This is a genomic window from Cellulomonas sp. P24 (assembly GCF_024704385.1).
In the GTDB taxonomy this organism is placed as follows: domain Bacteria; phylum Actinomycetota; class Actinomycetes; order Actinomycetales; family Cellulomonadaceae; genus JAJDFX01.
In genome coordinates, this window is sequence record NZ_JAJDFX010000002.1 from 376,066 (window position 1) to 388,941 (window position 12,876).

At 71.3% G+C, this 12,876-nt stretch carries 11 protein-coding genes and 1 pseudogene; 1 reads left to right on the forward strand and 11 read right to left on the reverse strand.

Features of this window, described 5'->3' with window-relative positions; all coding sequences use genetic code 11:
* Positions 1 to 386 precede the first annotated feature (386 nt).
* From tyrS to argC, 11 genes and pseudogenes are all read right to left on the reverse strand, one after another.
* Complete coding sequence (tyrS, locus tag LJB74_RS01870; protein WP_259306936.1) at positions 387 to 1,649, reverse strand: tyrosine--tRNA ligase; 1,263 nt, start codon at positions 1,647 to 1,649, stop codon at positions 387 to 389.
* On the reverse strand, positions 1,646 to 2,401 hold the full coding sequence (locus LJB74_RS01875; RefSeq protein ID WP_259306937.1) for a DNA-3-methyladenine glycosylase: 756 nt from the start codon (positions 2,399 to 2,401) through the stop codon (positions 1,646 to 1,648). The genes tyrS and LJB74_RS01875 overlap by 4 nt, the downstream gene beginning before the upstream one ends.
* A complete protein-coding gene (locus tag LJB74_RS01880; protein ID WP_259306938.1) occupies positions 2,398 to 3,003 on the reverse strand; it encodes a uridine kinase in 606 nt (201 codons plus the stop codon). The genes LJB74_RS01875 and LJB74_RS01880 overlap by 4 nt, the downstream gene beginning before the upstream one ends.
* 4 nt (positions 3,004 to 3,007) lie before the next feature.
* Positions 3,008 to 4,468 carry an argininosuccinate lyase gene (argH, locus tag LJB74_RS01885; RefSeq protein ID WP_259306939.1) on the reverse strand — a complete coding sequence of 487 codons (1,461 nt, stop codon included), beginning with the start codon at positions 4,466 to 4,468 and terminating at the stop codon, positions 3,008 to 3,010.
* The gene (locus LJB74_RS01890; RefSeq protein ID WP_259306940.1) at positions 4,461 to 5,717 is read right to left on the reverse strand and encodes an argininosuccinate synthase; all 1,257 of its coding nucleotides are present in this window, start codon (positions 5,715 to 5,717) and stop codon (positions 4,461 to 4,463) included. Before LJB74_RS01890 ends, argH begins: the two co-directional genes overlap by 8 nt.
* A gap of 79 nt (positions 5,718 to 5,796) precedes the next feature.
* Positions 5,797 to 6,348 (reverse strand): arginine repressor, encoded by a 552-nt coding sequence (locus LJB74_RS01895; protein WP_259306941.1) that lies wholly within the window; start codon positions 6,346 to 6,348, stop codon positions 5,797 to 5,799.
* On the reverse strand, positions 6,345 to 7,277 hold the full coding sequence (gene argF / locus LJB74_RS01900; protein WP_259306942.1) for an ornithine carbamoyltransferase: 933 nt from the start codon (positions 7,275 to 7,277) through the stop codon (positions 6,345 to 6,347). The genes LJB74_RS01895 and argF overlap by 4 nt, the downstream gene beginning before the upstream one ends.
* Position 7,278: 1 nt before the next feature.
* A pseudogene (locus LJB74_RS01905) lies at positions 7,279 to 8,534 on the reverse strand (acetylornithine transaminase).
* Positions 8,531 to 9,475, reverse strand: coding sequence for an acetylglutamate kinase (gene argB / locus LJB74_RS01910; protein WP_259306943.1), 945 nt, complete (start codon positions 9,473 to 9,475; stop codon positions 8,531 to 8,533). Before argB ends, LJB74_RS01905 begins: the two are co-directional and overlap by 4 nt.
* Positions 9,472 to 10,635 (reverse strand): bifunctional glutamate N-acetyltransferase/amino-acid acetyltransferase ArgJ, encoded by a 1,164-nt coding sequence (gene argJ / locus LJB74_RS01915; RefSeq protein WP_259306944.1) that lies wholly within the window; start codon positions 10,633 to 10,635, stop codon positions 9,472 to 9,474. The genes argB and argJ overlap by 4 nt, the downstream gene beginning before the upstream one ends.
* The gene (gene argC, locus LJB74_RS01920) at positions 10,632 to 11,696 is read right to left on the reverse strand and encodes an N-acetyl-gamma-glutamyl-phosphate reductase (RefSeq protein ID WP_259306945.1); all 1,065 of its coding nucleotides are present in this window, start codon (positions 11,694 to 11,696) and stop codon (positions 10,632 to 10,634) included. The genes argJ and argC overlap by 4 nt, the downstream gene beginning before the upstream one ends.
* A 130-nt stretch (positions 11,697 to 11,826) precedes the next feature.
* On the opposite strand from argC, the gene LJB74_RS01925 reads away from it, so the two are divergent.
* Complete coding sequence (locus LJB74_RS01925; protein ID WP_259306946.1) at positions 11,827 to 12,813, forward strand: quinone oxidoreductase; 987 nt, start codon at positions 11,827 to 11,829, stop codon at positions 12,811 to 12,813.
* The last annotated feature ends 63 nt before the right edge of the window (positions 12,814 to 12,876 follow it).

A 12,876-nucleotide genomic window follows, 5' to 3' on the forward strand; every position in this document is an offset into this window, starting at 1 on the left:
ACTCCCCCACACATACCCCGCACAACACGAGACACGCGCAAGAAAAGCAAGCAATTGGCATCAACTACTTGGCACACTGTTGAGTTCTCAAAGATCCGACGCGCACCGCTCGAAGTCTTCCGACTCCCTCACGGGGCTTACCTACTGTACTCGCACTCTCGCTCCCAGTCGAATCCGCTGCGAGGCGGTCCGACCGGTCTGAGTGCGCCCTGCACGCCGAGCGACGCAGACACACGTCTGCTGCTCGAAGCGAGGGGGTGGCCACCCGCGGGACCAGCCATCCTTCAGCGCTGAGCGCTTCCGGTGTCCGTTCCTCCCTGCCGGGCGACATCGAGAACACTACGTGCGAGGCCAGGCACCGTCAAATCGCGCGTGCGGGACCTCCGTCACGGGCAGACGTCGACCACCGCGAGGGTCCTCTTGCCGCGGCGCAGGAGCGCCCAGCGCCCGTGCAGCAGGTCCTCCGAGCGGAGCTCAGCCGCCTCGTCCACGAGCTTGACGTTGTTCAGGTACGCGCCGCCCTCCGACACGGCCCTCCGGGCCGCACCCTTCGACGGCACGAGGCCGCTGGCCGCCATGAGGTCGACCACCTGGGCCCCGACGGCTCCCTCGGTGCGAGGGATCTCGGCGAGTGCAGCAGCCACCGTGGGCTCGTCCAGGTCGGCCAGGTTCCCCCGGCCGAACAGCGCCTGGCTTGCCGTCACCACCTTGGCCGTCGCCTCTTCCCCGTGCACGAGCGCCGTCACGTCCGCAGCGAGGGTCCGCTGCGCCTCGCGCGCCGCCGGCCGCTCCGCCACGGCTCGTTCGAGCGTGTCGATCTCCTCGTGGCTGCGGAACGTGAAGACCTTGAGGTAACCGACCACGTCGGCATCGTCGGCGTTGAGCCAGAACTGGTAGAAGGCGTAGGGGCTCGTCAGCTCCGGGTCGAGCCACACCGTGCCGGTCTCGGTCTTGCCGAACTTCGTCCCGTCGGCCTTCGTGATCAAGGGTGTGGTGAGAGCGTGCACCTGCGACTGAGTGACCTTGCGAATCAGCTCCACCCCGGACAGCAGGTTGCCCCACTGGTCGTTGCCACCCGTCTGCAGCGTGGCGCCGTATCTCCGATGAAGCTCGAGGTAGTCCATGCCCTGCAGGATCTGGTAGCTGAACTCCGTGAAGCTGATCCCCTGATCGCTGTTGAGCCGCCGGGCCACGGTGTCCTTGGCGAGCATCGTGCCGAGCCGGTAGTGCTTGCCGACGTCGCGCAGGAAGTCGATCGCCGACATCGGCGCGGTCCAGTCGAGGTTGTTGACCATCCTGGCGGCAGCCGGCCCGTCGAAGTCCAGGAGCGGCTCGATCTGTCGACGGATGCGTTCCACCCATCCCGCCACCACCTCGGGCGCGTTCAGGGTGCGCTCCCCGGTCATCTTCGGGTCGCCGATCAGGCCTGTCGCGCCACCTACCAGGGCAAGCGGACGATGGCCGGCCAGCTGGAGCCGGCGCACGGTCAGGATCTGAACCAGGTTGCCGATGTGCAGGCTCGGCGCCGTGGGATCGAAGCCGCAATACAGGGTGATCGGTCCCGCCGTGACGGCATCACGCAAGGCGGTCTCGTCCGTCGACTGGGCGATGAGCCCACGCCAACGAAGGTCCTCGAGGATGTCGGTCACAGCTTCTCCTTCGGAACGGGTGTGGCGCCATTGTGCCGCGAACCGGACGTCGGACCGAACGTGGACCGCCGCGGTGCTGCCGCCCGGTACGCCGACACGGTCCGGTCGCCCACCAGCCAGAACCTCCACGGGTAGAGCCGGGCGTCGCCGCCGGCGCCACTCACCCCGACCCGGGGTCCGCTCGCGACGACGCGGTCACATGCACCCCCGGGCCCGGGGTCGAGGACACCACGCACGCCCGGCTCGCAGCCAGCATCTCCCGCCGCAGGAACACGAAGGCCGACCGCGTCGTCGTCCACCACGTCGAGACCGTTCCAGGCGAGATCGACGCCCAGAGCGACCGCGAGCCGCGCCGGGCCCCGTGCGAGGTCGGCATCGACGCGCACCACACCTGACGCCCTCCGGCGCGTCGACGCAAGAGCTTCCCCGTCGACGACCTGGCCGGCGCGGATCAGCACGGCTGCAGCCGTCCCCCGGGGGCCCACCACGATGTTCACGCAGTGGTGCAGGCCCAGATGGCGGTAGACGTAGAGGCGACCCGGCTCGTCGAACATGACGGCGTTGCGGCGGGTCAGGCCCCGGTACGCGTGAGAACCCGGGTCCCCCGCACCGCCGTAGGCCTCCACCTCCGAGATCCGTACCGTCACGGTGCCGTCCGGGGTGCGCGTCGTCAGCGTCGCGCCGAGGAGATCCTGCGCCACCACCGTCACGTCACGCTCGAACCAGCCTGCCGATGGCGATCCACCGCTCATCGTCGTGATCTCGGATGACTCTCGACGACCCGACCGCGGGCGTCCACGGTCAGATCCGCCCGGTCGCGGGTCCGTTCGGCGGCGAAGACCGCATCCTCCTGGGCCATCCAGGGGATCCAGTGCTCGAGCACCGCCTCGCCGTCGCGAGCGACGCCCCGTGCGATGCGCAGCTCGCGCGGCGCCTCCACCCAGACGAGGACGCTGATCCAGTCGTCGATCGCCTGCGGCGCGCTCCCACAGCCCTCGACCACCAGCACCTCTGCGACCGGGACGTCATGCCACTCGGCGAACTCGGCCGCCGCCCAGTCGTAGCGGCGGTAGCGGCCCGCCTCGCCGCCCGACAGCGGCTCGAGGACCCAGCCCGCGAGCCGTCGCCACGCGTCGGCGAGACCGCCCCACCCCTCGTAGAGGTCGTCCATGTGGACCACCTGGGCGCCAAGTGCCGTCCCGAGCGGGGCCGCGAACGTCGTCTTCCCCGAACCGGCAGGGCCGTCGACGCACACGAGCCGCACCGGCCCGAGACAGGCCGGTGCGGCACGCACCAGGGTCGCGGCGACGGACACGGCCGAACCGTCGTCCGACGAGCCGTCGGGACCGGTCATCGCGTCAGGCGCTCGCCCATGCGCGAAGCTCGCGGCTGCGCGCGCGGGCGTGCTCGAGCTGCTCCGCGACCCGCACCGGGGCCGTGCCGCCGTGCGCCGACCGGGACGCCATCGAACCCGTCACGGTGAGCACCGTCCGGACCTCGGGCGTCAGGTGCGAAGAGACCGCGGCGAGATCGGCGTCCGAGAGGTCCCACAGCTCGATGCCGCGCTCCTCGCAGACCCGCACACACGCGCCCGCGACCTCGTGCGCAACGCGGAACGGGACTCCCTCGCGGACGAGCCACTCGGCGATGTCCGTCGCGAGCGAGAAGCCCTGAGGCGCGAGGTCCGCCATCCGATCCGTGCGGAACGTGAGGGTGGAGATCATGCCGGCGAAGGCCGGAAGCAGGACGGTCAGCGTGTCGACCTGGTCGAACACCGGCTCCTTGTCCTCCTGCAGATCGCGGTTGTAGGCGAGCGGAAGACCCTTGAGCGTCGTGAGCAGGCCCGTGAGGTCACCGATCATCCGACCGGACTTCCCCCGTGCGAGCTCCGCGATGTCCGGGTTCTTCTTCTGCGGCATGATGCTCGACCCCGTCGAGTAGGCGTCATCCAGCCTGACGAACCCGAACTCCTTGGTCGCCCAGAGGATCACCTCCTCGGCGAGCCGGGAGAGGTCGACGCCGGCCATCGCGGCGACGAACGCGAACTCGGCCACGACGTCGCGGCTTGCCGTCCCGTCGATCGAGTTCTCCACGGGCCCGTCGAAACCGAGCTCCGCCGCGACCGCCGCCGGATCGAGGCCGAGCGACGACCCCGCCAGCGCACCCGAGCCGTACGGCGAGCGTGCCGCCCGACGGTCCCAGTCCGTCCAGCGTTCGACGTCGCGCAGCAAGGGCCATGCATGCGCGAGCAGGTGGTGCGCGAGCAGGACCGGCTGTGCGTGCTGGAGATGGGTCCGTCCGGGCATCGGAGCATCCGGATGGGCCGCGGCCTGGTCGATGAGCGCGTCGACCACGTCCAGCACGAGCCCCGAGATCGCACGGGACTCGGTGCGCAGGTACATCCGGACCAGCGTCGCGATCTGGTCGTTGCGAGACCGCCCCGCGCGAAGCTTGCCGCCGAGCTCTGCTCCCGCTCGGTCGATCAGGCCACGCTCGAGAGCCGTGTGCACGTCCTCGTCCGCGAGCACCGGAAGGAAGTCGCCGCTCGCGACATCCACGCGAAGGCGCTCGAGGGCATCCAGCATCCCGGCGAGCTCGGCGTCGTCGAGCAGACCCGCGGCGTGCAGGACCCTGGCGTGCGCCTTCGAGCCGGCGATGTCGTGCGACGCCAGGCGCCAGTCGAAGTGCGTCGACTGCGACAACGCCGCGAGGGCGTCCGCCGGTCCGCCACTGAACCGGCCGCCCCACAGACTCACCGGTGCACCGCCGCCGGCCACCTCGGACGAGGCGGCCGGCGCACCTGAGGACAGCTCAGACATCAGCGCCAGCACCGGTGGCCGGGAGGTCACCGACACCGAAGTCGACGCCGTTGCCGAACTTCACGTCTCGCGCGGCGGACAGCTTCGCGGTCAGGCCGTAGATCGCGATGAACCCCTTCGCCTGCGACTGGTCAAACGTGTCGCCGGTGTCGTAGGTCGCGAGGTTGAAGTCGTAGAGGCTCGCCTCGCTCCGACGCCCGGTCACCATCGCCCGACCGCCGTGCAAGACGAGCCGCACGTCGCCCGACACGTACCGCTGGGTGTCGTCGATGAAGGTGTCCAGGGACCGCTTGAGCGGCGAGAACCACATGCCGTCGTAGACGAGCTCGGTCCAGCGCTGCTCGACCCCCCGCTTGAACCGCGCCTGCTCACGCTCGACCGTGACGTTCTCGAGCTCCTGGTGGGCGGCGATCAGCGCCATCGCCCCGGGGGCCTCGTAGATCTCGCGCGACTTGATGCCGACCAACCGGTCCTCGACCATGTCGATCCGGCCGACGCCCTGGGCGCCGGCGCGCCGGTTCATCTCCTGGATGGCCTGCAACGAGGTCACCGCCACACCGTCCAGAGCCACCGGGACGCCCTGCTCGAACGTGATGACGACCTCGTCGGCCACCGGCGGGAACGTCGGGTCGTCCGTGTAGCTGTACACGTCCTTGGTCGGCGCGTTCCAGATGTCCTCGAGGAAGCCGGTCTCGACGGCGCGCCCCCAGACGTTCTGGTCGATCGAGAACGGGTTGTGCTTGGTCGTCGCGATCGGCAGGGAGTGTCGCGTCGCGTACTCGATCGCCTTGTCGCGGGTGAGCGCCAGGTCACGGATCGGGGCGATGCACTGCATCTCCGGGGCGAGCGACGTGATGCCGACCTCGAAGCGGACCTGGTCGTTCCCCTTGCCCGTGCAGCCGTGGGCGACGGTCGTCGCGCCGAACTGCCGGGCGGCCCGTACCAGGTGCTTGACGATCACCGGGCGCGACAGCGCGGAGACGAGCGGGTACCGGTCCAGGTACAAGGCGTTCGCCCGCAGGGCCGGCATGCAGTACTCCTCCGCGAACTCGTCGCGCGCATCCGCGACGTACGCCTCGACCGCACCGCAGTCCAGCGCCCGCTGGCGGATGACCTCGAGGTCCTCGCCGCCCTGGCCGACGTCGACCGCGACAGCGATCACCTCGGCTCCTGTGGCCTCGGCGATCCAGCCGATCCCCACAGAGGTGTCCAGGCCACCGGAGTAGGCGAGCACGACACGTTCAGTCATGACAGTTCTCTTTCGTCGAGGCGGGGTACCAGTGTCCCAGCAGCGTGGGTGGAACGGGGGTTGTCGTCACAGGTCGGACTCACGCGCCGTCGGAGGCGAGCGAGAGGAAGCGGTCGGCCAGCTCGGCACCTGCGGTGCTCGCCGTCGGCGACTGGTCGCGCGCGATCACCAGGACGGTGTCGTCGCCCGCGATGGTCCCCAGCACGGAGGGCATCACCGAGTGGTCGATCGCCGAGGCGAGGAACTGCGCGGCACCGGGCGGGGTGCGCAGGACCACGAAGTTGCCGGATGCCTCGGCCGTCACCAGGAGCTCGGCGCACAGCCGCGCCAGGCGTGCGGCGAGCTGCTCGACGTCCGTGACACGCTGCGGCGTCCGGTCGCCGCCCTCACCGGGCAACGCGTACAGCAGAGAGCCCGCGGAGCTGCGGATCCGTACGGCTCGGAGCTCGACCAGGTCCCGGGACAGCGTCGCCTGGGTCACCGAGACCCCGGCATCCGCCAAGGCGTGCGCGAGCTCGGACTGCGAGTGGATCTCGTGGTGCTCGAGCAGCGACGCGATCAGGGCATGGCGCGCCGCTTTGGTGGCGGGCACGCCGGACGCTCCCGTCGCGCCGCCGGCCTGGTCGCTCACGAGCGCTCCAGGAGCCACGTCAGCAGCGCCTTCTGCGCGTGCAGGCGGTTCTCCGCCTCGTCCCAGACGACCGACTGAGGTCCGTCGATCACGTCGGCGGTGATCTCCTTCCCGCGGTACGCCGGGAGGCAGTGCAGCACGATCGCGTCCGGCGCAGCCAGGGCCACGGCCGCGGCATCGAGCCGGAACGGGACGAACGGCTGCTCACGGACGGCGGCCTCGGCCTCCTGCCCCATCGACACCCAGGTGTCCGTCGCGACGACGTCCGCGCCGGTGACGGCGGTCGCGAGATCGTGGGTGACCAGCACCGAGCCACCGGTCTCGCGGGCCCGCGCGTCCGCCGCGGCGACCACGGCCGGATCGGGCAGATACCCCTCGGGGGTACCGATCCGCACGTGGAGACCGGCCGTCACGCCACCGAGGAGGTACGAGTGCGCCATGTTGTTCGCACCGTCGCCGACGTACGCGAGCGTCTGCCCCGCGAGCGCGTCGATACCACCGCGATGCTGGGCGACCGTCGTCAGGTCCGCGAGGATCTGGCACGGGTGGAACTGGTCCGTGAGGGCGTTGACGACCGGCACGCCGCCGACTGCGGCCATCTCCTCGACACGGGACTGGTCGAAGGTACGCCAGACGATCGCCGCGACCTGGCGACCGAGCACCCGTGCGGTGTCGGCGACGGACTCCCGCACCCCGATCCGCGCAAGGTTGCCGTCGACCGCGAGCGGGAAGCCGCCGAGCTCGGCAATCCCCGTCGCGAAGGACACCTGTGTCCGCAGCGTCGGCTTGTCGAAGATCACCGCGACCGCACGCGGACCCGCCAGGGGCCGACGGACGTAGCGGTCCTCGCGGAAGGCGAGCGCGAGGGTGAGGACCTCACGCTGCTCGGCCGGGCTCAGGTCGTCGTCTCGGAGGAAGTGCCGGACCATGTCAGATCTCCGTCTCGGTGGTGGACCCGGCCGACGCGGCGAAGAACTCGACGAAGTCGGTGGCCTGGTCGCGGGTCAGGATCAGTGGCGGCGCGAGCCGCAGGGTCGTGGGGGTGCACGCGTTGATGATGAACCCGGCGGCGAGCGCCCGGGCGGCGATGTCGGCGGCTGCCGGCTGGGTGAGCTCGATCGCGATCAGCAGGCCGTCGCCGCGCACCTCCCGCAGGAGCGGGTGCCCCGTCGCGGCGATGCCGGCCCGCAGGACACCGCCGATCTCAGTGACGTGCGCGAGCAGGCCGTCGCGCTCGATCACACCGATCGTCGCGAGCGCTGCGGCAGCCGCGACCGGGTTCCCCCGAACGTCGTCCCGTGCTGGCCGCGCCCGAGCAACGTCGCCGCACGCTCACCGAAGGCGATGACCGCGCCGACGGGGAACCCGCCGCCCAGTCCCTTCGCGAGCGTGACGGCATCCGGGGTGATCCCCCCGCCCAGGTGCGGGTGCTGGTGCGCGAGCCAGGCCCCGGTCCGCCCCATCCCGGTCTGCACCTCGTCGAGCACGAGCAGGGCACCGCACGCGGCGGTGAGCTCCCGCGCACGTGCCAGGTACCCGGGCGGCAACGGGCGGACGCCCGCCTCGCCCTGGATCGGCTCGACGACCAGTGCCGCGACGTCCTCGTCGAGGGCGGCCTCGAGAGCGTCGACGTCTCCGAACGGCAGGAACTCGACGCCACCGGGGAGCGGCTCGAACGGTTCGCGGTAAGCGGCCTTGTACGTGAGGGCCAGGGCGCCCATGGTGCGGCCGTGGAACGCTCCCTCGAGAGCGAGGATCCGCGGCCGACCGGTGCGGCGGGCCATCTTGACGACGGCCTCGTTGGCCTCGGTCCCGGAGTTCGTGAGGAACACCCGCGAACCCTCGTCGGCGCCGGCGAGCTGCAGCAGCCGCTCCGCAAGGGCGATCTGCGTCGGCGTGGCGAAGAAGTTCGAGACGTGCCCGAGGGTGCCGAGCTGCGCCGAGATCGCCGCCGTCAACGTCGGATGGGCGTGGCCGAGCGCGTTCACCGCGATCCCCGCGAGCAGGTCGAGGTACCGCACGCCGTCGGCGTCCCACACGTAGGCACCGTCACCGCGGACGAGCACCCGCTGCGGAGGGCCGAAGGTGTCCATGAGCGCATGGCTGTAGCGCTCGGTCCACGCCGCGACGCTCCCGTGGCCGTCGAGCCCGACGAGGGGCTTCGGTGTCTCGACTGCTCCGCTCACGCGTCTTCCTCCGTCGTCTCGTCGGGCAGAACCATCGTGCCGATGCCCTTCGTGGTGAAGACCTCGACGAGGATCGAGTGCGGGGCGCGCCCGTCGATCACGTGCGCCTGGCTGACACCACCGTGGACCGCGCGCAGGCAGGCCTCCATCTTGGGTCGCATGCCGGAGTCGAGCGACGGCAGCAGCGCGGCGAGCTCGGTGACGCGGATCTCGCTCGCGAGGGACGACCGGTCGGGCCACCGGGTGTACAACCCCTCGACGTCGGTCAGGACGATGAGCTTCCGGGCACCGAGAGCGATCGCGAGGGCCGCGGCGGCAGTGTCGGCGTTCACGTTGAGGACCTGCGACGGGTCGTCGATGTCCGGTGCGACGGTCGACACGACGGGGATCCGGCCTGCGGCGAGGAGGTCGAGCACCGCACCCGGGTTGACCTCGACGACGTCCCCGACGAGCCCGACGTCGATCGGCTGACCGTCGACCATCGCCGTCCGGCGACGGGCGCGGAGGAGCCCGCCATCCTCGCCCGAGAGCCCGACCGCGTGCGGACCGTGCGCGTTGAGCAGGGCCACGAGCTCGCGCGAGACCTGCCCGGTGAGCACCATCCGGACGACGTCCATCGCTTCCGGGGTCGTGACCCGCAGCCCACCGCGGAACTCGCTCTCGATCCCGAGCCGGTCGAGCATCGCGCTGATCTGGGGGCCGCCGCCGTGCACGACCACCGGGTGCAGCCCGACCCGCCGGAGGAAGACCATGTCCTGCGCGAACGCCTTCTTGAGGTCCTCGTCGATCATGGCGTTCCCGCCGTACTTCACGACGACGAGCGCACCGGCGAAGCTCTCGAGCCACGGCAGCGCCTCGATCAGGACCTCGGCCTTCTGGTCGGGGCGCAGGTCCGTCCGGGTGTCGAACGTGAAGTCGTCGCTCGCGACAGGACCGGTCATGACGAGTACGCGCTGTTCTCGTGGACGTAGTCGTGCGTGAGGTCGTTGGTCCACACGGTCGCCTCAGCCGTGCCCGCATGCAGGTCGACCAGGACCCGCACCTCGCGTGCCGTCGCGAGGTCGACGAGAGACCTGTCCTCGCCGACACCACCGGCCCGGCACACCTGGACACCGTTGATCGACACGTCCAGGAGCTCCGCGTCGAACGCCGCGACCCCGGCCGGCACGGTGCCGACGGCGGCCAGGACCCGACCCCAGTTGGGGTCGTTCCCGAAGACGGCCGCCTTGAACAGGTTCGACCTCGTCACGGCGCGAGCGACGGCCACTGCGGCGTCCTCGGTCCCGGCGTTGACGACCTGCACCGCGATGTCGTGGCTCGCACCTTCCGCATCCGCGACGAGGGCGCGGGCGAGGGAACGGCAGACCTCGGTCACCGCTCCTGCGAGCTCCTCAGCGGACGGGGTGACGCCGCTCGCGCCCGAGGCGAGCAGGACCACGGTGTCGTTCGTCGACATGCAGCCGTCGGAGTCGACCCGGTCGAAGGTCGTGCGCGTCGCCGCACGCAGCACGGCGTCGGCCTGGTCCGAGGTGGTCACGGCGTCGGTCGTGAGGACGACGAGCATCGTCGCGAGCCCCGGCGCCAGCATGCCGGCCCCCTTGGCCATGCCCCCGACGGACCAGCCGTCGCGGACCGCGGTCGCCGTCTTCTGCACGGTGTCGGTCGTCATGATCGCGACGGCGGCGTCGTCACCGCCGTCGGCAGCGAGCGCGGCCGCAGCGGTGTCGACGCCCGGGAGCAGCCGCTCCATCGGTAGCCGCTCGCCGATCAGCCCGGTCGAGCACACGACCACGTCGCCGGCGGACACCCCGAGCACGTCGGCGACCCGCTCGGCCGTCCGGTGCGTGTCACCGAAGCCCTCGGGTCCGGTGCACGCGTTCGCGCCACCGGAGTTCAGCACGACTGCCGACACCACGCCGTCGGCCACGACCTGCCGCGACCAGACGACCGGCGCCGCGACCACGCGGTTGGTCGTGAAGACCCCGGCCGCGACCTGCAACGGTCCGTCGTTCACCACGAGAGCGAGGTCGGGCCGACCCGAGGCCTTCAGCCCGGCGGTGACGCCGGAGGCCCGGAAGCCCTGGGGATGGGTGACGGTCACGGTGCGACTCCGTTCACGGACAGGCCGGTCGACTCCGGGAGGCCGAGGGCGAGGTTGAGGGACTGCACAGCGCCACCGGCGGTGCCCTTGACGAGGTTGTCGATCGCCGTGACGGTCACGACGCGTCCGGCGCGCTCGTCGACGGCGACCTGGACGAGCGCGGTGTTGGCGCCGAGCGTCATCGCGGTCGACGGCCATTGCCCGTCGGGGAGCAGCTCGACGAAGGGTTCGTCCGCGTAGGCCGAGCGCCAGGCCTCGCGCACCTCGGACGGCGTCGTCCCGGGGACGAGTCGCGCCGTCGCGGTGGCAAGGATGCCCCGGGCCATCGGGACGAGCGTCGGGGTGAACGACACCTGCACCGGGCCGCCGCCTGCACGCCTGAGGTTCTGCTCGATCTCCGGGATGTGCCGATGCACGCCGCCGACCGCGTACGGCTGGGCTGCGCCGAGCGCCTCGCTCGCCAGCAGGTGTGGCTTGAGCGTCTTCCCGGCGCCGGAGTACCCGTTCGCCAGCACGGCGACGAGGTCGAGCGGCTCGATGACGCCAGCGGCGACGCCCGGCTGGAGACCGAGGGTCACGGCCGTCACGTTGCAGCCGGGGACCGCGATCCTTCGCGCCCGTGCGAGCACCTCTCGCTGGCCCCGGGCCTGCGACTCTCCGGCATGGAGGAGCTCCGGCAGCCCGTAGGGCCAGGTCCCGGCATGGGCGCTTCCGTAGAAGGTCTCCCACTCCGTCGCGTCGGTCAGCCGGTGGTCGGCACCGAGGTCGAGCAGGACCGCGCGGTCACCGGCCGCCTCGAGCTCTGCGGCGATCGCACCGGAGGCACCGTGCGGCAGAGCGAGGACGACGACGTCGTGCCCTGTGAGGGCGGCGGGTGTCGTCGGCTCGAGGATGCGGTCCGCCAGCGCGCGCAGGTGCGGATGGTGGGTCCCGAGCGTCGTCCCTGCGCTCGCGTGTGCCGTGAGCGCGCCGATGCTCGCCTCCGGGTGCATGAGGAGGACCCGAAGGATCTCACCGCCCGCGTACCCGCTCGCTCCTGCGACCGCCACCGTGAACGACATGTGCATGAACATACACCAGCGTGAGGATTCATGTGACGTTGCTCAGGCGTCAGCGCGATGGCGACACCGCCATCATCGGACACACCGGCACCGGCGGGAAGAATGGCGGCGGATCGCGCGTTGCCGCAGCATGCGAGCGATTCAGGCGTCCCACCCTGGAGGACCCGAGGTCCTCCGTGCCGTCGACCTCCCGGCACCCTCCCCCGCACCGGACGAGGTGCTCGTGCAGGTGGCTGCTGCCGGTGTCAACTTCATCGACACCTACCGGCGAGGTGGCATCTACCCGATGCCGTTCCCGCACGTCGTGGGGAGCGAGGGCGCCGGCACGGTCGTCGAGGTCGGCGACGAGGTCGACGGGATCGCCGTCGGCGAGCGCGTCGCCTGGCACGCCTCACGCACGGGCTCGTACGCCGACGTCGTCGCCGTGCGCGCATCCGGCACGGTTCCCGTTCCCGACGGAGTCCCGACGACGGTCGCCGCCGCGCTCCTCCTGCAGGGACTGACCGCGCACTACCTGACGCACTCGACCTTCCCCGTCGCTCCCGGCCAGGACGTCCTCGTGCACGCGGGAGCCGGAGGCGTCGGCCTGCTGCTCACCCAGATCGCCAGCGCTCTCGGTGCTCGCGTGATCACCACGGTCTCGACCGAGGAGAAGGCAGCACTCTCGCGCGCCGCAGGCGCCGCGGACGTGCTGCGCTACGACCTGTTCCACGACCTCACCGCAGACCTCACCGCCGCCGTCCGGGAGCTCACCGAGGGCGCCGGGGTGCACACGGTCTTCGACGGCGTCGGTCGCGCGACCTTCGACGCGTCGCTCGCCTCGCTCCGGCGACGCGGCGGCCTCGCCCTCTTCGGGGCGTCCTCCGGTCCCGTCCCACCGATCGACCCGCAACGCCTCAACGCCGCCGGATCCGTCTACCTCACCCGACCGACGCTCGGGGACTACACGGCCACGCGGGACGAGCTCCTCGCCCGCGCGCAGGACCTCTTCGACGCGGTCCTCGCCGGCACGCTCGAGGTCCGGATCGGTGCGACGTTCGCTCTCGCCGACGCGGCAGACGCCCACCGTGCGCTCGAGGCGCGCGCGACCACCGGGAAGGTGCTGCTCGTCCCGTGAACCACGGACAGGCGCACGACGCGGGCCACCGACGTCGGGCAGCCCGGCCGCACCCGTCCCGCT